The sequence below is a fragment of the Gammaproteobacteria bacterium genome (assembly GCA_021648145.1).
GTDB lineage: Bacteria > Pseudomonadota > Gammaproteobacteria > JAADGQ01 > JAADGQ01 > S141-38.
Genome location: JAKITI010000003.1, coordinates 25,480 through 46,127 on the forward strand (window position 1 = coordinate 25,480; position 20,648 = coordinate 46,127).

At 43.4% G+C, this 20,648-nt stretch carries 20 protein-coding genes; 18 read left to right on the plus strand and 2 right to left on the minus strand.

The window, feature by feature from the left end; translation table 11 throughout:
- Positions 1 to 2: 2 nt before the first annotated feature.
- The 6 genes from murB (at position 3) to lpxC (ending at position 6,197) form a co-directional block, all read left to right on the plus strand.
- Positions 3 to 902, plus strand: coding sequence for a UDP-N-acetylmuramate dehydrogenase (murB, locus tag L3J70_02400; GenBank protein MCF6235222.1), 900 nt, complete (start codon positions 3 to 5; stop codon positions 900 to 902).
- Positions 899 to 1,849: a D-alanine--D-alanine ligase gene (locus L3J70_02405; protein MCF6235223.1), complete on the plus strand. Its 951-nt coding sequence runs from the start codon at positions 899 to 901 to the stop codon at positions 1,847 to 1,849. Before murB ends, L3J70_02405 begins: the two co-directional genes overlap by 4 nt.
- On the plus strand, positions 1,846 to 2,619 hold the full coding sequence (locus L3J70_02410; GenBank protein MCF6235224.1) for a cell division protein FtsQ/DivIB: 774 nt from the start codon (positions 1,846 to 1,848) through the stop codon (positions 2,617 to 2,619). The genes L3J70_02405 and L3J70_02410 overlap by 4 nt, the downstream gene beginning before the upstream one ends.
- Before the next feature lie 27 nt (positions 2,620 to 2,646).
- Positions 2,647 to 3,882, plus strand: coding sequence for a cell division protein FtsA (gene ftsA, locus L3J70_02415; GenBank protein MCF6235225.1), 1,236 nt, complete (start codon positions 2,647 to 2,649; stop codon positions 3,880 to 3,882).
- 56 nt (positions 3,883 to 3,938) lie between these two features.
- Positions 3,939 to 5,180, plus strand: a complete 1,242-nt coding sequence (gene ftsZ, locus L3J70_02420) for a cell division protein FtsZ (protein ID MCF6235226.1) — start codon at positions 3,939 to 3,941, stop codon at positions 5,178 to 5,180.
- A 105-nt stretch (positions 5,181 to 5,285) separates the two neighbouring features.
- Entirely contained in the window at positions 5,286 to 6,197 is a 912-nt protein-coding gene (gene lpxC / locus L3J70_02425; GenBank protein ID MCF6235227.1) for a UDP-3-O-acyl-N-acetylglucosamine deacetylase, read from the plus strand.
- A gap of 12 nt (positions 6,198 to 6,209) precedes the next feature.
- Here lpxC and L3J70_02430 read toward each other — a convergent pair whose 3' ends face one another.
- Positions 6,210 to 6,674, minus strand: a complete 465-nt coding sequence (locus L3J70_02430; GenBank protein ID MCF6235228.1) for a DUF721 domain-containing protein — start codon at positions 6,672 to 6,674, stop codon at positions 6,210 to 6,212.
- Between the two features lie 92 nt (positions 6,675 to 6,766).
- On the opposite strand from L3J70_02430, the gene secA reads away from it, so the two are divergent.
- From secA to L3J70_02445, 3 genes are read left to right on the plus strand one after another with little or no spacing between them, the layout of a single operon-like run.
- Positions 6,767 to 9,502, plus strand: a complete 2,736-nt coding sequence (secA, locus tag L3J70_02435; protein MCF6235229.1) for a preprotein translocase subunit SecA — start codon at positions 6,767 to 6,769, stop codon at positions 9,500 to 9,502.
- A 7-nt stretch (positions 9,503 to 9,509) separates the two neighbouring features.
- Positions 9,510 to 10,730, plus strand: a complete 1,221-nt coding sequence (argJ, locus tag L3J70_02440) for a bifunctional glutamate N-acetyltransferase/amino-acid acetyltransferase ArgJ (GenBank protein ID MCF6235230.1) — start codon at positions 9,510 to 9,512, stop codon at positions 10,728 to 10,730.
- Between the two features lie 57 nt (positions 10,731 to 10,787).
- Positions 10,788 to 11,603: a DUF1043 family protein gene (locus L3J70_02445; GenBank protein ID MCF6235231.1), complete on the plus strand. Its 816-nt coding sequence runs from the start codon at positions 10,788 to 10,790 to the stop codon at positions 11,601 to 11,603.
- Here L3J70_02445 and folA read toward each other — a convergent pair.
- Positions 11,600 to 12,094: a type 3 dihydrofolate reductase gene (folA, locus tag L3J70_02450; GenBank protein MCF6235232.1), complete on the minus strand. Its 495-nt coding sequence runs from the start codon at positions 12,092 to 12,094 to the stop codon at positions 11,600 to 11,602. The two genes, L3J70_02445 and folA, sit on opposite strands and share 4 nt — an antisense overlap.
- Before the next feature lie 201 nt (positions 12,095 to 12,295).
- On the opposite strand from folA, the gene L3J70_02455 reads away from it, so the two are divergent.
- From L3J70_02455 to fliE, 9 genes are all read left to right on the plus strand, one after another.
- Positions 12,296 to 13,837 carry a flagellin gene (locus tag L3J70_02455; protein ID MCF6235233.1) on the plus strand — a complete coding sequence of 514 codons (1,542 nt, stop codon included), beginning with the start codon at positions 12,296 to 12,298 and terminating at the stop codon, positions 13,835 to 13,837.
- 78 nt (positions 13,838 to 13,915) lie between these two features.
- The gene (locus tag L3J70_02460; GenBank protein MCF6235234.1) at positions 13,916 to 14,299 is read left to right on the plus strand and encodes a flagellar protein FlaG; all 384 of its coding nucleotides are present in this window, start codon (positions 13,916 to 13,918) and stop codon (positions 14,297 to 14,299) included.
- 126 nt (positions 14,300 to 14,425) lie between these two features.
- Complete coding sequence (gene fliD, locus L3J70_02465) at positions 14,426 to 15,862, plus strand: flagellar filament capping protein FliD (GenBank protein ID MCF6235235.1); 1,437 nt, start codon at positions 14,426 to 14,428, stop codon at positions 15,860 to 15,862.
- Between the two features lie 39 nt (positions 15,863 to 15,901).
- Positions 15,902 to 16,345: a flagellar export chaperone FliS gene (fliS, locus tag L3J70_02470; protein MCF6235236.1), complete on the plus strand. Its 444-nt coding sequence runs from the start codon at positions 15,902 to 15,904 to the stop codon at positions 16,343 to 16,345.
- Between the two features lie 5 nt (positions 16,346 to 16,350).
- On the plus strand, positions 16,351 to 16,692 hold the full coding sequence (locus L3J70_02475; GenBank protein MCF6235237.1) for a flagellar protein FliT: 342 nt from the start codon (positions 16,351 to 16,353) through the stop codon (positions 16,690 to 16,692).
- Complete coding sequence (locus L3J70_02480) at positions 16,689 to 17,252, plus strand: PilZ domain-containing protein (protein ID MCF6235238.1); 564 nt, start codon at positions 16,689 to 16,691, stop codon at positions 17,250 to 17,252. The genes L3J70_02475 and L3J70_02480 overlap by 4 nt, the downstream gene beginning before the upstream one ends.
- Positions 17,253 to 17,344: 92 nt before the next feature.
- Positions 17,345 to 18,763, plus strand: coding sequence for a sigma-54 dependent transcriptional regulator (locus L3J70_02485; GenBank protein MCF6235239.1), 1,419 nt, complete (start codon positions 17,345 to 17,347; stop codon positions 18,761 to 18,763).
- A gap of 508 nt (positions 18,764 to 19,271) precedes the next feature.
- Positions 19,272 to 20,291 (plus strand): sigma-54 dependent transcriptional regulator, encoded by a 1,020-nt coding sequence (locus tag L3J70_02490; GenBank protein MCF6235240.1) that lies wholly within the window; start codon positions 19,272 to 19,274, stop codon positions 20,289 to 20,291.
- Between the two features lie 35 nt (positions 20,292 to 20,326).
- Entirely contained in the window at positions 20,327 to 20,647 is a 321-nt protein-coding gene (fliE, locus tag L3J70_02495) for a flagellar hook-basal body complex protein FliE (protein MCF6235241.1), read from the plus strand.
- Position 20,648: the final 1 nt, after the last annotated feature.

The window sequence follows — 20,648 nt, forward strand, 5'->3', positions numbered from 1 at the left end:
TTATGAATTCAGCACAGAGACTACAAGAGCAACGAGGCCAGCTTCTAATTGAAGAGCCGATGTCTCGCCATACTTCATGGCGCGTAGGCGGGATGGCTGAGAATTTTTATATTCCTGCTGATATCGACGACCTTGTACTATTTCTTGAACAATTGCCTGCAGGTGAGAATCTGTTTTGGTTTGGTTTGGGTAGTAACTTGCTGGTTCGTGACGGAGGTATTAAAGGTACGGTGATCTGTATGACGGGTGTATTGAATACAATCAGAAAAACAGATGCGCTGCATGTTGATGTGGGTGCCGGCGCTTCCTGTGCAAAACTGGCACGATTTTGTGTGAAATCCGGGCTAACAGGTGCAGAGTTTCTTGCAGGAATACCGGGCACAATGGGTGGCGCACTGACAATGAATGCGGGGGCTTTTGGTGGAGAAATCTGGCCACTCGTAGAGCAAGTTGAAGTGATAAATCGCTTTGGAAAACGAGTATGGCGATCAAGTGATGAGTATCGCTACTCTTATCGTCATGTTGAGGGGCCTGAAAATGAGTGGTTCATTGCGGCACGGTTAAAATTGAAAATCGGCGATAGCGCTCTGGCCATGGTTCGTATTAAAAAGTTGCTTGAACAGCGTAACGCAGCACAACCCATTGGTTTGCCGAGTTGTGGTTCAGTATTCAGAAACCCTGATAACGACCATGCGGGGCGATTGATAGAGATGTGTGGTTTAAAAGGGCACTCTCTAGGCGGGGCTATGGTCTCTGATAAACATGCCAATTTTATTATCAACAAAGGTCATGCGACTGCGGCAGATATAGAGTCGTTAATAAATTTGATTGTAACAACGGTTGAAAAACAGTGTGATGTACGGTTGAAAACTGAAGTGCGTATTGTAGGGGTCAGTTCATGATTGATGAGCGACAAAATAAAATAGATCATCCTGCAGATTTTGGGCGTGTTGCTGTCTTGGCGGGTGGAAGTTCAGCTGAGGCTCATATTTCACTGAAAAGTGGCAGTGCCGTATGGCAGGCTCTGCGCACACGCGGTGTTGATGCTGTTTTAATTGATACTGCGATGGGTGCGGTTCCGTTGCTGCAGAAACTTGTCAATGAATCTTTTGATCGAGCTTTTATTGCACTGCATGGGCGCGGTGGCGAAGATGGATTGTTGCAAGGTGCTTTGGAAACATTGGAGATCCCTTATACGGGAAGTGGTGTTTTAGGTTGTGCCATCAGTATGGATAAAGTGCGTTGTAAAATGTTATGGAAAGGGGCGGAGTTACCGACGCCTGATTTTTGTATTTTAGATAGTATTGATGCTTGCACTCGTGCGGTGAAAAAATTAGGTTTGCCGCTGGTGGTAAAGCCTGCTCATGAAGGTTCCAGTTTTGGAATTAGTAAAGTCACCACTGAAAATCAAATTGAAGCGGCATGGCAAACAGCATTAAAGTTTGATGAATATGTGATGGCTGAGTGCTGGGTCGAAGGCAATGAGTATACGGCGACCATTCTTGAAGGCGAGGCACTGCCATTGATAGGGATTAGCCCTTGTGATGGGTTGTATGATTATGCAGCAAAATATGAGCTGGATAATACTCAGTTTTTTTGCCCATCGGGTTTATCTGCAGAGATAGAAATTCAACTTCAAGCACTGGCAGTAAAAGCGTTCAATTCCGTGGCCGCCCGAAGTTGGGGGCGAGTTGATTTCATGCTTGATGAAGCGGGCAACCCTTGGTTGATAGAAGTGAATACTGTGCCTGGAATGACAGATCATAGTCTGGTACCTATGGCTGCCAAAGCGGTGGGAATTGAATTTAATGATTTGGTATGGCGTATTTTAGAAGGTGCAACAGCATGAGTTTGCGTAATAAGCGAAAAAAAACAAACCAGCGCAACGCTGTTGAGCGAGAAAAACGTCAGTGGTTGAAACCTGGTTGGCTTAAGCGAGGGGCTGTTTTTGTAGCCTCCGTGAGTGTTGTTATGTGGGGTTTGGTTATGTTGTCAGACCCACAAACAATGCCGTTGAAAAATATTCAGGTTGAAAGTGAGTTTCGTCATATTGATGCGGATCAAATAAGGCAAGTTGTTGCAAATTATGCAGAACAGGGGTTTTTGAAAATTGATACTGATACGGTAAAAAGTGATTTGATGACAATGCCATGGATTGCTGCGGTAAATATAGAGCGTGTATGGCCTGATGAGCTGTATGTGAAGGTCGTTGAACATAAAGCGGTTGCTCGTTGGGAGGATGGAGGATTGCTTGATGAGTCAGGTGTACATTTTTCTCCAGAAGAGAGTACTTTTCCCGAGAGTCTGGTGATATTTTCCGGGGATGTGGATCATGCTTTAGAGATGACCCAATATTATCAAAATAACAAAGAAACGATATCCCAGTTGGGTTTGAGTATTGTACAAATTAAACTTGACGAGAGACATGCCTGGCATATCACTCTGAATAACAGTATGACGTTGATTTTAGGGCGAACAGAAAGTGAGCAGCGTTTGCAGCGTTTTGTGCGTTGGTATCCTCAGTTGGAAGGGGGGGAAGTAAAGCAGGTTGACCTGCGATACAGCAATGGTTTTTCAATTGAATGGTTAGAGCAAACAGAGGAGGCCACAAAAGCTTAAGCAATTTGTTTGAGCGTGTACGCATCTATGTCAAAAAAATCTGAAAAAAATTTAATAGTCGGTTTGGATATTGGAACTACAAAGGTCGTCGCTATTGTTTGTGAAGTCGGTGCGGATGGTACGTTAAGTATTATTGGCGAAGGGACTTGTCCTTCACGAGGAATGAAGAAAGGTGTTGTGGTTAACCTGGAATCAACGGCGGGTTCAATTCAGCGAGCAATAGAAGCGGCTGAATTGATGGCGGGATGCCAGATTAATACCGTTTATGTGGGGATTGCAGGTAATCATATTAGTAGTTTTAATTTACAGGGTATGGTGGCTATTCGTGATAAAGAGGTCACGCAAAATGATGTCTCCCGCGTTGTGGATTCGGCCAGCACTTTAAATATGCCGAGTGATCAACAGATTATCCATGTGATTCCTCAAGAATATATCATTGATAAACAAGAGGGGATTCATGAACCGATAGGGATGGCTGGCGTGCGCCTGGAAACCAATATTCATTTAGTTACCGCAGCATCAGGCGCGGCACAAAATATTGAAAAATGTGTGCATCGTTGTGGTCTTGAAGTTGAAGATCTTATTCTTGAACAGTTAGCTTCTAGCTGTGCTGTTTTGAGGGAAGATGAGAAAGAACTGGGTGTTTGTCTGGTTGATATTGGTGGTGGAACCACTGATATAGCCGTGTTTGCCAATGGTGCAATTCGTCATACAGCGGTGATACCGATCGCAGGAGATCAGGTGACTAATGATATTGCGGTCGCGTTGCGCACGCCGACGAGATACGCTGAAGAGATCAAAGTTAAACACGCATGCGCTTTAGCGCAGTTGGCTGATCCAGAGAGAGAGATTGAAGTTCCTGCTGTGGGGGATCGGCCTCCACGGATTTTGACCCATCAAATATTGGCTGAAGTTGTGGAGCCACGTTATGAAGAGCTTATGCAGCTAATACAGGCAGAGCTCCGGCGCAGTGGTTATGATGATCTGTTAGGGGCAGGCATTGTTCTAACAGGGGGAAGTTCCAAGGTAGAGGGGTTGGCGACATTAGCAGAAGAAGTTTTTCATCAGCCAGTACGGATTGGCATTCCTTCGCATGTGTCTGGTTTGTCAGATGTTGTAAAAAACCCGATTTATGCTACAGCGGTTGGGCTTTTGTTATTTGGTCATCAACAGATGGATCAGGAAGATAGTATGGATAACGTGAAAAATAGCCATGGTAGTTTTTGGGCAAAAATAAAAAATTGGTTTCACGGTAGTTTTTAGTGCAGCTCACTTTAAGTGATGGGCTACAATTGTTTTTAGTTTAAGGGGGATTGAAAATGTTTGAATTCGTAGATACATGTACACAAAGTGCAGTGATCAAAGTGATTGGTGTAGGTGGTGGTGGTGGCAATGCTATTGACCATATGGTGCTGGAGGGGATCGATGGGGTTGAGTTTATTAGTGCAAATACCGACGCTCAGGCATTAAAAAACTCTTCCGCAAAAACAATTTTGCAATTGGGTAACAGTATTACTAAAGGTTTGGGAGCGGGTGCAAACCCTGAAATCGGACGTGAGGCTGCAAAAGAGGATCGTGAACGTATCATGGAAGTTCTTAGCGGAGCTGATATGGTGTTTTTGACGGCGGGTATGGGCGGAGGAACCGGTACTGGTGGGCTTCCTATTGTTGCTGAGTGTGCAAAAGAGCTCGGTATTTTAACGGTCGGTGTTGTGACCAAGCCTTTTCCTTTTGAGGGGCCAAAGCGAGCGTCTATTGCAGATGAAGGGATTGCTGAACTTTCTAAATATGTTGATTCGCTCATTATTGTTCCTAACTCTCGTCTACTGGCGGTGCTGGGAAAAAGTGCTTCACTGCTGGATGCCTTTAAAAAAGCAAATGATGTTTTAAAGGATGCAGTGCAGGGTGTTTCTGAGTTAATTACCAAGCACGGTATGATGAATGTTGATTTTGCCGATGTACGTACGGTTATGTCTGAAATGGGCGTGGCAATGATGGGTTCTGGAGTCGCACAAGGTGAAAATCGTGCCAAAGAGGCTGTTGAAGCGGCGATGTCGTGCCCATTCCTTGAAAATGTCAACTTGTCAGGTGCTCGCGGTATGTTGGTCAATATTACTGCAGGCCTGGATATGTCCATGGGTGAGTTTGAAGAGATTGGTAATACCGCCAGAGCGTTGGCATCCGATGGAGCTACGGTTGTTGTAGGAACCGTTCTAGAACCCGAAATGGAAGATGAGTTGCGTGTAACAATTGTAGCAACTGGGCTTGATAGCTCAGCTCCCAACCGAGTTGAAGAAGAAAAAGTTGACCTTGTAAATACCAGAGTGGTTAAGAGAAGTGAGCCTGTTACTGTTACGCCGGAAAAACCTGCGCATGAAGTGGTTGCCAAAGTTGAGCTTGAGACCGTTCGTTTGAATACTAAAGATGCAGTTAACCATGGTAATCTTGAATTTAGAGCACTTAACTCCAAGAGAGCGTCCAAAGTGAATCAAGATCATCTGGATCATGATAACTTGGAATATCTGGAAATCCCAGCATTTTTACGTAGGCAGGCAGATTAAGGAATATTAGGTTTAACTAGAGGTGTGTGCTAACATTTTGCGGGTTTTTTAGGCTTGGTTATAACTGTATATACTTAAACTCTGATTGCTGTGAGGATGTTGGCAATGATCAAACAACGAACACTGAAAAATACGATTCGAGCCACAGGAATTGGGTTGCACACAGGCGAGAAAGTGTATCTGACTTTGAAGCCTGCTGCTGCAGATACCGGTATTGTATTTCGCCGTGTTGATTTTGATGTGCCCGTTGAAATAACAGCATGTCCTGAAAATGTTGGGGATACACAGCTTTCGACAACCTTAATTAAAGGTGATGTGCGTATTTCTACTGTGGAGCACCTATTGTCGGCCCTGTCAGGCTTGGGTATTGATAATGCTTATATAGAATTAAGTGCATCTGAAGTGCCTATTATGGATGGCAGTGCTGGGCCGTTTGTATTTTTAATTCAATCTGCCGGTATTGCGGAGCAAGATACGCCTAAGCAGTTTATTCGTATTAAAAAATCTATCACGGTTCATGATGGTGAAAAATGGGCAAAGTTTACCCCTTTTAATGGCTTTAAAGTCTCATTTTCAATTGACTTTGATCACCCTGCTTTTCGAGGTCGAGCGCAGAAAGCTGAGGTGGATTTTTCCTCAACAGCTTTTGTTAAAGAGGTGAGTCGTGCACGTACTTTTGGCTTTATGCGTGACTTGGAAATGCTGCAAAAAAATAAATTAGCATTGGGTGGTAGCTCGGATAATGCCATAGTTATGGATGAGCAACGCATTTTAAACGAGGATGGCCTTCGTTACGATGATGAGTTTGTAAAGCATAAAGTGCTTGATGCGATTGGTGATCTCTATTTACTCGGACATAGCTTGATTGGTGAATTTACAGGCTATAAGTCGGGGCACCATTTAAATAATAAATTGTTGCGTGCATTGGTGTCAGATGAAAGTGCTTGGGAAATGGTCACTTTTAAAGACGATGAACACGCACCTGTTCAATATATGCCGGCAATGAATGAGTTGTAGCGGGTTATTATGTTACCCCAGGCTGTTTCGACCTCGGTTTGATAGCCTTTTAAGTGCGGCTTTTAAGGTTTTATCTTGTGTGCTATTGGCTGCTTGTGCGATGAGGTGAGCACTCTCGCTGGACATATGTACGACTCTTATTTGCTCATCCTCGACATGATATTCCCGAGGTCGGGTTTTGATTCGTACTGAGTTTAGCTGCTGCAGTTCTGGGCGTTTTTTCATATGAGCCAGAATGGTGGGAAGGTAGAATCGAACCTTGGTGCTCCAAGCGGGCGAGTCTGTAATGAGTACAAGATTCATATTGCTACGGTTCATTTTAATGTTGGCAACTTGGCAATGAGGTGCAACGGCCTCTGGTAAAATAGTGCGTAAATAACGGGTCAGTTCATTTAAATAACTGGCACGATCAAGTAGCCCTTTAATCTCCTTTGATGAGCCGAAGAGTAGTTTGTTGATCGGTTTTGGTGATTTCATACGGACTGTTTGCTTTTCAAGGGTTGAGATTTATAGCTCTGCCTATATAGAGATATTAATAAATATAACTTTTTTGGATATTGGTCAATTAAATGATAAGCGGATTTTTTAGTAAAGTTTTTGGCAACCGTAATGAGCGGTTATTAAAAAAGATTCGAAAAACGGTTGAAAAGATTAATGTGTTTGAAGACGCATACGTTGAACTATCTGACCAGGAACTGCAAGAAAAAACGCCGATACTTAAGCAGCGTCTGGAAAGTGGTGAAACGCTGGACGATATCCTACCCGAGGCTTTTGCCGTCGTGCGTGAAGCGAGTAAACGGGTGCTGAATATGCGCCATTTTGATGTGCAGCTCATCGGAGCGGTTGTGCTGCATGAGGGTAAAATCTCGGAAATGGGTACGGGTGAAGGTAAAACGCTGATGGCGACATTGGTAGTTTACTTAAATGCACTGCTGGGCAAAGGTGTTCATGTTGTTACTGTCAATGATTATTTGGCTCAGCGCGATGCGACATGGATGATGCCTCTGTATGAATTCTTAGGTTTAACCACTGGCATTATTCTTTCGGGTCAGGATTCTGAAACTAAACGTGCGGCTTACGCTTCGGATATTACATACGGCACCAATAATGAGTTTGGCTTCGACTATCTGCGCGACAATATGGCTTTTAGCCCAGAAGATAAGGTTCAGAGAGAGCCGTTTTTTGCCATTATTGACGAAGTAGATTCAATTTTAATTGATGAAGCACGTACGCCACTGATTATTTCTGGTCCTGCGGAAGATAGCTCGGAACTCTATAAAAAAATTAACGAACTGATTCCCAAGCTGACTGAACAGGAAAAGCAAGAAGGTAGTCAAGAGGGCGAGGAGAATGATGGGCCAGGTGATTACTCACTTGATGAAAAAAGTCGCCAGGTTCACCTCACCGAAGAAGGGCATGAACGTATTGAAAATATGCTTTTGGATGCAGGCTTATTACAGGAAGGTGAAAGTCTTTACGACACGTCAAATATCAGCTTGATGCACCATATTAATGCTGGATTGCGTGCTTATACCTTGTTTCAGCGAGACGTACATTATTTGGTACAAAATAAGAAGGTTGTGATAGTTGATGAGTTTACTGGGCGTACCATGCCGGGACGACGTTGGTCTGATGGTCAGCATCAAGCGGTAGAAGCCAAAGAAGGTGTGCCGATTCAGCATGAAAATCAGACGTTGGCATCCATTACATTTCAAAATTACTTCCGCCTTTATGACAAATTGGGGGGGATGACAGGCACAGCCGACACCGAAGCATTTGAGTTTCAGCAAATTTATAGTTTGGAGGTGGTCATTATTCCGCCTAACCGTCCCAATGCTCGAATTGATATGGGGGATTCGATTTATCTGACGACGAAAGAAAAATATGTAGCAATGGCTGAGGAGATTCGTACATGTATCTCGAATGGCCAGCCTGTACTCGTCGGAACCGCATCCATTGAAAGCTCTGAAATTCTATCGGACTTATTGAAAAAAGAAAAAATAAAACACAGCGTACTCAACGCTAAGCATCATGCTCAGGAAGCTGAAATCATTGCGCAGGCAGGCAGACCCGGTATATTGACAATTGCAACCAATATGGCCGGTCGAGGTACAGATATTGTGCTCGGTGGAAATCTTGAGGTCGAAATTTCTGAATTAAAAAATCCGGATGATCAAGCCGCCGTCGAACGTTTACGTGAAGCGTGGGAAGAGCGTCACCAACAAGTGCTGGATAGTGGCGGTTTGCATATTATTAGTACTGAACGCCATGAGTCTCGCCGTATTGATAACCAGTTACGCGGTCGCTCGGGTCGTCAAGGGGATCCAGGTTCCAGCCATTTTTACTTGTCACTTGAAGACAGTTTGATGCGTATTTTTGCTTCGGGGCGTATTTCGACACTGATGCAAAAACTAGGGCTTGAAGCGGGTGAATCTATAGAGCACCCTTGGGTTTCAAAAGCCATTGAAAATGCTCAGCGTAAAGTCGAGGGGCACAACTTCGATACGCGTAAACAACTGTTGGAATATGACGATGTTGCAAGTGATCAACGTAAAGTCATTTACGAACAGCGCAATGAGTTGATGGCTTCTGAAGATGTTAGCGAAATGATTGACGTGATGCGTCAGGATGTTGCAACTGCGCTTGTTAATGATTATATACCGCTTCAAAGTATGGAAGAGCAATGGGATGTTCCCGGTCTGGAGGCAGCGATTGAGCGTGAATTTGGAGCAAAATTTGATATCCGAGGTTGGTTGGATGCGGATGATGATTTGCATGAAGAGACGTTGCGAAGCAAAATATCGGATGAGTTGCTCAAGATACATCAGGAAAAAGAATCTGGAGCAGGAACGCAAGTGCTGCGTCACTTTGAAAAGGCGGTGATGTTACAGGTATTGGATAATCTTTGGAAAGAGCACTTGGCAGCGATGGATCACTTGCGTCAGGGTGTTCATTTAAGAGGTTATGCGCAGAAAGACCCTAAACAAGAGTTTAAACGTGAAGCTTTTGAAATGTTTGGTCTGTTGCTTGATCGTATCAAGCATGAAGTTGTTAGTATTGTTTCAAAAGTGCAGGTGAATACCGAAGCCGATGTTGCAGCGATAGAAGAGCAGCGCCGTATGGATATGGCCAGTGGTTCAATGGAAATGCAGCATGAACAGACGACTGCGATGGCTTCTGATGATGCTGTTGGTGAAAGTGGTGATGATACCTTTGTACGAAAAGATCGCAAAGTTGGGCGTAATGAGCCTTGCCCGTGTGGGTCAGGTAAAAAATATAAACAATGCCATGGGCGATTAAGTTAAGAATAAAATGGCTGTTGGATTAACTGGGTTATCAAAATTATTGCCTGTTGAAGGCATACGTTTAAGTGCGGTTAATGCTGGAATCAAGCAAACAGAGCGTGCTGATGTTGTGCTTGTAGAACTTGCGACAGGGGCGCGAACAGCCGCTGTTTTTACACAAAATGCTTTCTGTGCAGCTCCTGTTATTGTTGCACGCCAGCATTTAGAGTCAGATAATCCACGGTTTTTATTGATTAATTCTGGTAATGCCAATGCTGGAACGGGTGATGCGGGGCTGGTAGATGCACATCTTTGCTGTGATGGCATAGCAGCCGCTGCAAATTGCCAATCAACTCAGGTATTGCCATTCTCAACGGGTGTGATTGGTGAGCCACTGCCTGTGGCTAAAATTCAGGCTCAGTTTGCAGCTTTGGTCGATAAGTTATCGGCAGATTCCTGGTGTGATGCTGCACATGGCATCATGACAACGGATACTGTAGCAAAAGGTCTGTCTCGGCAGATAGAGATTGATGGGCATCAAATTACGGTGACGGGTATTGCTAAAGGGTCTGGAATGATTCGCCCAGATATGGCGACAATGCTGGCCTATATCGCAACCGATGCAACTGTTTCCCAAGAGCTTTTACAGCACTGTCTGGAAGCTGCTGTCTCAGGCTCTTTTAATAGCATTACGATAGATGGAGATACATCAACGAACGATGCCTGTGTGTTGATGGCGACAGGTAAAAGTACTCTTCCTGAAGTAGTGGGTAAAACTTCAAAAGCGTACACTCTTCTAGAAAAAACAGTCAGAGAAGTATGTGAATATTTAGCCGCGTCAATTATTCGTGACGGTGAAGGGAGTACAAAGTTTGTCACAATAGAAGTGCTTGAAGGGCAAAGTGAAGCAGAGTGTCGCAAGGTTGCTTATACTGTTGCACAATCTCCACTTGTTAAAACTGCGCTGTTTGCCAGTGACCCTAATTGGGGGCGAATACTGGCTGCGGTCGGGCGCTCAGGTGTGGTTGATCTTGATGTGGATTTAATATCAATATATCTGGGCAAAGTCTGTATTGTTCGTCAAGGCTCCCGTGCCGCCGAGTATACTGAGTCTGCAGGTGTTGCTGTGATGGCGAGTGATGAAATTATTATACGGATTAATTTGGGTAGAGGCCATGCTCAAGCGCGAGTCTGGACGAATGATCTCTCCTATGACTATGTACGTATTAATGCGGAATATCGAACTTAAATCCGATTATTGTAAAATTTATTAATTCTTAATATTGGCTGAGACAGGAGATAAATAATGGATATGACGGCTATATTGATCGCGGTGGCTTGTTTGGTCATTGGAATGATTATTGGTGGCTTTATTGGAGCATCATTAAGCAAGTCGGCAAAAGAAACTAAAGGATTGCGCCGTGAGTTGGATCAGGTGCGTGATGAGTTAGGAACCTATAAAAAACAGGTCAGACAGCACTTTTCTCGTACCTCTGAACTCGTTAACAATATGACAAGTAGTTACCGAGCAGTACATGAACATTTGGCAAGCAGCGCTCAAGACCTATGTGATGGCTCTGTTGCAAATCTCGATTTGGCAACACCGGAGCTGCTAGTATCTTCTAATTCTGATAAAAAATCTGGGCTGGAAAGTGCAGCAACGACATCAAAAACAGAAGCTAAAGAGAATCTGGCAGTAAAAGTACAAGCAGCAAGTGGAGCCGCCGCTTACGATGCTAGAACACTGTTTGAAAAAATTGGGGGTGACTCTAAAGTTGCAGTGGCGACTGATATATTTATTGAAAAACTGTCATCGGATGAGCGGACTAAAGAGGTTTATAATTCTGTTTCAAAATCACAGCATAAGGCATTTCTAACCTTTGCTTTTGGTGGAACAGATGATTATAGAGAAAAGGATCTAAAAAATCTTAATAATGCACATTTTGATGTCGTGATGGAGCACTTGAACTCAACATTGAGTGGGTTGGGTATGTCTCCTAACTTAACCACCGAAGTGTTGAATTTAGTTCGATCAGTACACCCCACGGTTGATGAAAAAATAGCAGTTGATGGAGTTGCAAAAGCTTCCCTTAAAAATGAGACTCCACAAGTCTACCATTAAGGTTTATGGTTTTTATCCATGACTAAAAAGCTATAGTCATACGCGTTACGTTCGTCTGCCTCATGGTCTGTACGTTCTATCAAAGACCACTCCTGTGGGTTAAATTCAGGAAAGTAAGAGTCTCCTTCAAAATCGGCATGCACTCTTGTTAAATAAAAACGCTGTGCGAGTGGTAATACTTGTTTGTAGAGTGATGCTCCGCCGATGATCATCACCTCTTTTGTCGCCCCTGTTTGCTGCAATGCTTCTTCAATAGAGTGAGCCACTATGCACCCTTCGGCATGAAAATCTAAATCTCGGGTGATAATGATATTGGTGCGCCCAGGCAGCGGTTTACCGATAGATTCGTAGGTCTTACGCCCCATGATAATGGGTTTTCCCATCGTTGTACTTCGGAAAAACTTCATGTCAGCAGGAAGCTTCCAAGGAAGTTGATTGTTAATGCCGATGACTCGGTCATTTCCCGTAGCGGCGATAATTGAGATGATCATATATAACTTTCCAGTGTATTGTTTGAATTCAGTTAATACCCCGTCAGCTTATTGTGGGGTCGTTTTATTAAAGTTTAATCTTCCTGTTTCCGATAGATCTTTCGGGAGCGGTGAATACTTACTTGTTGAGTATATCCGCTAAAATTTTAACCTTCAGTGCCTTTATTGCCGTTCGGCTAGGGTGCTTATAGGAGATATCACATGGCTGCTGTCATTAATACTAACGTTGCTTCATTAAATGCTCAACGTAATCTTTCACAATCACAATCTCAATTAACCACGTCATTAGAGCGCTTATCAACTGGTTTACGAATTAACAGCGCCAAGGATGATGCTGCGGGCTTGGCGATCAGTAATCGCATGACCTCTCAAATTCGTGGTATGGATCAGGCCGCACGTAATGCCAATGATGCGATCTCGCTCGCCCAAACGGGTGAAAGCGCGATGGCTCAAATGACCACTAACTTACAACGTATGCGTGAGCTCTCCATTCAATCAGGTAATGCGACTAATACGGAAGCTGACCGTAAATCACTGGATGCAGAGTTTCAGCAACTTCTTCAAGAAAATGATCGTATGGCAGAAACCACCAGTTTTAATGGTCAAAAAATTCTTGATGGTAGTATGCAAACCGCTACGTTCCAAGTGGGAGCCAATGTCGGTGAAACAATCTCTGTCGATATCAACCAGAGTATGCGGACTGATTCTGTCGGTTCGTTTGCCAATGTTAGTAATGCGCTTCAGGGGTCGGTGGGTACAGTTGTTGGCGCCGCAGCTGTACCTGAAGATGGCCTTCTTGATGCTGATGGCGACATTGAGATCAACGGTACGGAGATTGTTGCAGCTAAGGATTATAGTACAGCCGCATCACCTGATTTTAAAGAAGGTTTGGCTGGTGCAGGTAAATCTGCTGGCAGTGCATTTTCTATTGCCGAGGCAATCAATAAGGCACAGGATACAACTGGTGTAACGGCGACTGCAACAGGAGCTGAGCAGGAGATTACCGCAGCTACTATTTCATCAGCGGTTGTGGGTACTGGTGATACTTACACTATGAATATCAATGGTACCGATATCTTCACGCAAGGTGAGGGTGAAAAATTTACAGCCTCCGAGTTAGCAAATGCCATTAACAATAAAAGTGGTGATACCGGTGTGACTGCAAAAGTGGGTAATGATGGTGGTCTCACAATCACAGCAGCGGATGGCCGTAATATTGAGATGACAGAAACAATCGGTGGTACAGGTACTGGTGTCTCTGGTTACACTGGAGCTGGGCTAACTGGAACTGAGGTTGGCTCAACCATGAGCAAAGGTTCAATTGAACTTTCATCCAATGCCGCAATTACAGTGACATCTGATAATACCGCCGGCGGTGATATTTTTGCAGGAATCGCTGCTACTGGCGGTAGCCAAAACACTACAACCACAACATTAAATAGCACTGATATCAGAACTGTTGAGAATGCCAATGCATCCATTCAACGCATTGATGCGGCGATCACCCAAATTGATAGTTTGCGCGGTACTTTTGGTGCGGTTCAGAGTCGATTTGAGTCCACCATTTCCAGCCTTCAAAGTGCTTCTGAAAATATTTCAGCCGCGCGTAGCCGGATTATGGATACTGATTTTGCCGCTGAAACAGCCGCGATGACTCGTGCTCAGATTCTACAGCAAGCAGGTACCGCGATGGTTTCTCAAGCCAATGCATTGCCTCAAGGCGTACTCTCTCTTCTCGGGTAATTGAAACCTGACAATAGGATTGTGGCTCATCATTAAAGATGGGTCACTTCCTTCTTTATAGTTAAGTGAGGTCATGATATGAATGATATCGGACTTGAAAATTTACAAAGCATCTCTCTTTCTGGATTAAAACCAGCCGTCTCTCCTGTCATCAAATCAGACTCTGAAAAAAATTCTGAAACAGTGAAAAACCAACAGCCAATAGCTTTGAAAGAGTCATCAAAAGTTGACGAATCAGAGCTTAAACTGGCGATGAACCAAATAGATGATTTGATGAAAAATATGCAAAGGGAGTTGAGCTTCAGTGTCGATAAAGAGAGTGGCAAAACAGTTGTTAAGGTGATGGATGCACAAACCCGAGAAGTGATTCGGCAAATGCCATCAGAGGAAGCTTTGAAGCTGGCTCAAAGAATCAAGGAAGGCCATGATTTTGAAGGAATGTTACTGAATAGCAAGGTATAAACCTGGAAAAATAAAACAGTTTTAATTTACTTAGGAACGAGCGCGAAATAATTTATAAGTTATTTTGTGACCGTTCTTTATTTCAGGCTTGTTTTTTAATTCTCGATAGTAAAGGGTGGCGTGATTATGGCAGCTATAACTTCAGCAGGTATCGGTTCAGGAATTGATATAGAAGGCTTGGTTAGTCAGCTAATGGCGGCTGAGCGAGCGCCGGCAACGAATCGCCTTGCATTTAAAGAATCCAGATTTTTGGCGGAGCTTTCAGGGCTGGGTCAATTAAAAGGTGCAATGTCACAATTTCAAGACAGTGTGACTTCTCTGAAAAATTTATCCACCTTTATGGCGCGTGATGCGGCATCTGCTAATGAAGAGCTGTTCACCGCGACGGCAAGTTCGTCAGCCGTTGCGGGCAACTATAATGTTGAAGTCATTCAAAAAGCCCAGGTGCATAAATTAATGACGGAAGGGTTTACCGATAAAAACAGTGAGGTAGGAACAGGCAACTTAATTATCTCCACCGGTACAAAGAGTTTCACAATTGAAATTGATGATAGCAATAAAACATTGGAAGGAATCAGCCAGGCGATTAATAGCGCATCAGATAATCCAGGTGTGACAGCCACGATTATAAATGTAGATGATGGTACGGGCGGAACAGTCAGCAAATTAGTGATGAGTGCTACGGAAACAGGAAGTGATAATGCACTGGAAATAAGGGTCACTAATGATGGTGATGGGGATAATGAAGATCATGGTGTCGGTTTGTCACAACTGATTTTTGACAAAGATTACCATAATGAATATTTGACGGAAATTAATGCCTTTGCTGACCTGGATGCACAGATAAAAATTGATGGGCAGATGGTGACGCGTTCATCTAATTCAATTGATGATGCCATTGAAGGTGTGACCATTGATTTGCAAAAAGCTGAAATAGGCACTGAAGTTTCTCTTAATATATCTTTGGACAGTGGCGAGTTAAATGAGACGATTTCAGGCTTTGTAAGCAGCTATAACAGTATGATTGAGACGATGAAATCACTCTCAAAATTTGATCCGTCGGGTGGTCCATCGGGTGTATTTCTGGGTGACTCTACACTGCGCAATATTCAGTCACAAATACGCTCTGTCATTGCATCTGTTGTGGGTGATAGCAACGAATCAGCATTTACGATGTTGAATGAAATAGGTATCACTACAACGGCGCAGGGAACACTGGAAATTAACACCTCAAAATTAAATGAAGCAATGGATCAGGATTTTGGCGCTATTGGTGAGCTGTTTGCGTCCGATAACGGAATTGCAGCACGGCTTGATGCATCACTCTCTTCTTTTCTGAACTCTGATGGAGTGCTGGACAGTCGTACCAAAGGAATTCAGGGCAGTATTGATCGTTTATCAGATCAGCGTGAGGTGCTGGATCGTCGTATGCAATCGCTTGAGGCTCGCTATCGATCCCAGTTTGTTGCAATGGACCTGTTATTGAATCAGTTACAAACGACGGGGGGGTATTTGACATCACAGCTAGAGAGTTTGCCGGGTGTTGTCAGGCGTAATAGATAGAAGTGACAAGGAACTTGAAATTAATCATTGAGAGAAATTATGAAACAATCACATAGTCCAATTGATCAGTATATGCAAGTCAATGTACATGGTGGCACCAGTGATGCCAGCCCTCATCGCTTGATTCAGATGTTGCTGGATGGTGCGCTGGATCGAATCGCCGTTGCGAAGGGACATATGGCGCGCGGTAATATTGCTGAAAAAGGTCGGTATATTGGTTTGGTTATTTCGATTATTGATGGTTTACGCATTAGCTTGGATAAGCCAGGCGGCGGAGAGATTGCTCAAAATCTGGATGATCTGTATGAATATATAACAAGGCGTCTGGCGGAAGCGAACCTTAAAAATGATGAGGGAATGCTGGATGAGATAACGAGCCTGTTAAAAGAGGTTAAAGAGGGGTGGGATGCGATTCCTGAGGAGTTTAGGCATCAAAAAAATGAAACAATAGATGAAGAGCGAGAGCCTGTATTGCTTGATTGAGTAATATGATAAACCGTGACAATGTGATGCCTCGGCAGCAAAAAACAGTGCAATTTCAGCAGTTAGGAAAAATTGTCGCAACCAGTCGAAAGATGTTGGAATACGCACAAGTAGATGATTGGAATTCGCTTGTTTTATTGGAAAAGGAGCGAAGTCACTTGTTATCTGAATTTTTTCAGAAACCTGCTGATGAAAGTGAATCCAATGATATCGCCTCTGCCATTCTTCTCATACAGTCACTGGATAAAAAAACGATGGAATATGTTAAGTCCGAGCATAAAACGGTCTCCGAGGAGCTGAAAAAACTGAATAAAGGGCGGCGTGTCAATAAGGCATATTTACAATGAATGCATTAATCAGAGGCGATCAATTAGGGCACAGTCTGACATACCAAGGTGATGTGCCATTGCGTTGGTATCTTCCTGAAAAACCTTTGGATGCTGCTCAAGCTTTACAACTGCAAAATAAAAATGAATCCGTACTGTGCAAGCTGCTGGAGTTGGATGATATTCATGTCGATGTGAATGATGAGTCGCGTGAAAATCATGCTGATCTGGCGCGCCTTGAATTTAAAGTTGATCTGGCTCTGGAATTACTCAATCAACTTTATATGCGAGAGATAAACCTACCCGACGTATGTCCATTAACGCTGAATACGGCTTACGCCGAATGGATGGATGCACGATCTCCTTCAGTGAATAAATACATTCATCTGGAAGTTTTTTTAGATACTAAATACCCTCACTCTTTGGTTTTTCCCGCTACGGTTCAGAGCGTGATTGAAAAAAGTGGTCGTTTTAAAGTGACGGCTAAATTAGATTTTTCTGGCGAATTAGTGAACGAGAGTCTAGAAAAACTTATTTTTCGCCACCATCGACGCAGTATTGCAGTTTCACACCAGGGTTAATCCATTTGATGGTGTCGAATTTTTGACACACTGATATATCAATGTTCTACTAAAGGGATGTTCGACTTTTTTAACATGGAGGTTAATACTACATGTCGGCAAACCTGTTAGTTATTGATTCTGATCCGCAGCGGTGTGCTGCCATTAAAACGATTCTTGAATTTAGTGAGTATGGTGACGTGATTACATCGTCATATCAAGATTGGCAGGAAAAATCTCGCCCGCCTGAATCAATTATGGCTGTCTTGTTAGGTGTCTCGGAGTCTGAAAATCAGCTAATGACGCTGTTTTATGCATTGAAAGCATGGGATGAATCCACTCCTGTTTTGCTGGTTTTTGATAAATCACAAAAAAAATATATTCCCGAAGCTGTTCTTAACAGTGCTCTGGCGACTCTGGAATCACCTCTTAAGCATAGCGAACTCTCTCATTCGTTAAATCTGGCGAAAGTCGCTTATAAAAAAAGTAAAACTGAAAGTGTACGCAATACTGAGCTGTTTCGTAGCATGGTGGGCAACAGTCGTGGAATTTTGCAAGTTAGAAAGCTTATAAAACAGGTTGCAAATACAAGTGCTAATGTACTAATTTTGGGTGAATCTGGAACAGGCAAAGAAGTTGTGGCGAGAAACCTGCACTATTTTTCAGCACGTCGTGATCATCCTTTCGTGCCGATTAATTGTGGCGCAATACCTGCTGATTTATTAGAAAGTGAGCTGTTTGGTCACGAAAAAGGGGCTTTTACAGGAGCGATCAGCACTCGCAAGGGGCGCTTTGAACTGGCTGAAGGTGGCACTCTGTTTCTTGATGAAATCGGCGATATGAGTTTGCCGATGCAAGTGAAATTATTACGTGTGCTGCAAGAGCGTGTATTTGAAAGGGTCGGCAGTAATAAAAGCATAAGTGCTGATGTGCGCATTATTGCTGCAACGCACCGCAATTTGGAAGAAGCGATTACTAACGGTAATTTTCGTGAAGATCTTTATTACCGCCTGAATGTATTTCCCATAGATATGCCGCCACTGCGTGAGCGCATTGAAGATATTCCACTGCTTATTAATGAATTGATCGCACGGCTTGAAAATGATGGGTGTGGCACGGTACGTTTAACAAATGCTGCAATGATTGCTTTGTGCCAGTACGAGTGGCCAGGTAACGTGCGTGAGTTGGCGAACTTGATGGAGCGATTGGTGATTATGTTCCCGAGTGAACAGGTAAATATGCATGATTTACCGGCCAAGTTTCGTAAAGATGATACAGATTCGAATACCACAGATACAAAATTAAACATCTCTTCTTCACTCCTCGATATAAGTTCATCTTCAATATTACCTCGCTTACCTAAAGACGGTGTTGACTTAAAAGAGTATTTGGCTAATTTAGAGCAGGATTTGATTACTCAGGCACTTGAGGAGGCTGATGGCATCGTTGCCCATGCCGCGACTTTGCTGGGGCTGCGTCGTACGACTCTGGTTGAGAAAATTCGCAAATATGAATTACAAACCCTAAGCTAAATTTTCATACTTGCTGTCGGTTCACAAGCTCACCGTCAACCTACGGTATACCACTATTAACCTGCCCGAGCTGGATTTAGGTGTCATTAAATTGACAATAAAATTTTATTTAATTCTAACTCTGTGATTCTTCTCTTTATATTATTTCTGGTATGCATCTTGCTCTTCGTAATACTCAACGAAAAGCGAGATATATATCATGAGTCAGTTAGCTACGTTCGACAACTATTCAACAGGTAACGCGGGTTTAATGCAATCGGTATTCGATTCTTTTCCGAATGCTGTCGTTGTTGTGGATGGCAAGGGGTGTGTTCAGGCTTGTAATACTGCTGCACAGTTACTGTTTGACGAAGATTTTTCTGGCGAAAAATGGAGTGCTGTGATTCATCGTGCCTTTATGCCAGAGAATGAAAATGACTCTTATGTAAAACTGCGTAATGGTCGTTTACTGACCCTTGTAACATGCCCGTTGTCTTTGAATAAAGGGCAAATTCTGGTATTCACTGACATGACCCATAGTCACTCACCTGACAGTTCACAACCACCTTGTGCGGTTGATGAGAGCTCTGGTGTCATTGCAGTGGATCCTGAAAGCCGTAAATTACTGGTTTTGGCCAAACGTGTGGCCATGAATAATGTCACTGTCATGATTTGTGGTGAAAGCGGGGTCGGCAAAGAGGTTATGGCCCGCTATATCCATGAAAATTCAAAATATGCCCGTGGGTCTTTTGTGGCGATTAACTGTGCCGCTATTCCTGAAAATATGCTTGAAGCAACTCTGTTTGGTTATGAGAAAGGTGCTTTTACAGGGGCGCACCAAGCATCTCCAGGTAAATTTGAGCAAGCGCAAGGGGGAACGTTATTGCTGGATGAAATTTCAGAAATGGCGTTGGATCTGCAAGCCAAGTTGTTGCGTGTATTACAAGAGCGTGAAGTTGAACGGTTAGGAGGACGTAAAATAATCTCTTTGAATGTAAGGGTTTTGACAACCTCCAACAGGGATATGAAAGCAGAAGTCGCGGCAGGGCGGTTCCGTGAAGATCTATTTTTTCGCTTGAGTGTATTTCCGTTGCTGATACCGCCTTTACGAAAACGTAGTCGTGATATTTTGCCGTTAGCGAGCATCATTCTGAAAAGTTTTGCGGCATCCAATGGAGTGATCATTCCTGCTTTGACAAAGCGTGCAGAAAAACTTTTGTTAAAACATGCCTGGCCAGGCAATGTTCGTGAACTGAATAACGTATTGCAGCGGGCAATGATTTTAAAGGATGCTAAAGCCAGAAAGATAGATGTGGGTGATTTGCAAATTGAGTGCTACGACTCCTCTGTAGCTACAGTTTTTTCGACTAAAGTCGATGATTTAAAACAATTAAATGAAAACCTCAAGGAGCATGAGCATGATTTGATTATTCGTGCATTGAGAGAGGCGATGGGTGATCGCTCAGTGGTTGCAAAAAAGCTGGGGATCAGCCCGCGAACTTTACGTTACAAATTAGCAAAAATGCGTGAAAGAGGTATGGTTGTTTAAGGGATCTATGATGTTTTTTTTAAAAGGAGGACGCTATGAATGAAATAGATAGCAGTCAGATGATATCTCAATTGCGCAGTATGGCAGCACTTGCGCAAGGCCAGAATAGTGAAACGGGCAATGTTGGAAAAGCAGTCGATTTTTCAGCTTTACTGGGCAATGCGATTGACAAGGTGAATCATATGCAAAAAACAGGCGGCGCAATGGCCAAAGCATTTGATGCAGGAGACCCGTCTGTCTCTTTACCTGAAACAATGGTCGCGATGCAAAAATCGAGTATTGCTTTTGAGACGATGAAGCAGGTGCGAAACAAAATGGTTTCTGCTTATCAAGACGTTATGAGCATGCCAATTTAAT

Coding starts and splice junctions, on each gene's coding strand:
- fliS (MCF6235236.1), top strand. CDS start 15,902: ATGAAACAATCACATAGTCCAATTGATCAGTATATGCAAGTCAATGTA.
- L3J70_02455 (MCF6235233.1), top strand. CDS start 12,296: ATGGCTGCTGTCATTAATACTAACGTTGCTTCATTAAATGCTCAACGT.
- L3J70_02480 (MCF6235238.1), top strand. CDS start 16,689: ATGAATGCATTAATCAGAGGCGATCAATTAGGGCACAGTCTGACATAC.
- L3J70_02490 (MCF6235240.1), top strand. CDS start 19,272: ATGACCCATAGTCACTCACCTGACAGTTCACAACCACCTTGTGCGGTT.
- L3J70_02430 (MCF6235228.1), bottom strand. CDS start 6,674: ATGAAATCACCAAAACCGATCAACAAACTACTCTTCGGCTCATCAAAG.
- L3J70_02460 (MCF6235234.1), top strand. CDS start 13,916: ATGAATGATATCGGACTTGAAAATTTACAAAGCATCTCTCTTTCTGGA.
- argJ (MCF6235230.1), top strand. CDS start 9,510: ATGGCTGTTGGATTAACTGGGTTATCAAAATTATTGCCTGTTGAAGGC.
- folA (MCF6235232.1), bottom strand. CDS start 12,094: ATGATCATCTCAATTATCGCCGCTACGGGAAATGACCGAGTCATCGGC.
- L3J70_02475 (MCF6235237.1), top strand. CDS start 16,351: ATGATAAACCGTGACAATGTGATGCCTCGGCAGCAAAAAACAGTGCAA.
- lpxC (MCF6235227.1), top strand. CDS start 5,286: ATGATCAAACAACGAACACTGAAAAATACGATTCGAGCCACAGGAATT.
- ftsZ (MCF6235226.1), top strand. CDS start 3,939: ATGTTTGAATTCGTAGATACATGTACACAAAGTGCAGTGATCAAAGTG.
- fliE (MCF6235241.1), top strand. CDS start 20,327: ATGAATGAAATAGATAGCAGTCAGATGATATCTCAATTGCGCAGTATG.
- secA (MCF6235229.1), top strand. CDS start 6,767: ATGATAAGCGGATTTTTTAGTAAAGTTTTTGGCAACCGTAATGAGCGG.
- ftsA (MCF6235225.1), top strand. CDS start 2,647: ATGTCAAAAAAATCTGAAAAAAATTTAATAGTCGGTTTGGATATTGGA.
- L3J70_02410 (MCF6235224.1), top strand. CDS start 1,846: ATGAGTTTGCGTAATAAGCGAAAAAAAACAAACCAGCGCAACGCTGTT.
- L3J70_02405 (MCF6235223.1), top strand. CDS start 899: ATGATTGATGAGCGACAAAATAAAATAGATCATCCTGCAGATTTTGGG.
- fliD (MCF6235235.1), top strand. CDS start 14,426: ATGGCAGCTATAACTTCAGCAGGTATCGGTTCAGGAATTGATATAGAA.
- murB (MCF6235222.1), top strand. CDS start 3: ATGAATTCAGCACAGAGACTACAAGAGCAACGAGGCCAGCTTCTAATT.
- L3J70_02445 (MCF6235231.1), top strand. CDS start 10,788: ATGGATATGACGGCTATATTGATCGCGGTGGCTTGTTTGGTCATTGGA.
- L3J70_02485 (MCF6235239.1), top strand. CDS start 17,345: ATGTCGGCAAACCTGTTAGTTATTGATTCTGATCCGCAGCGGTGTGCT.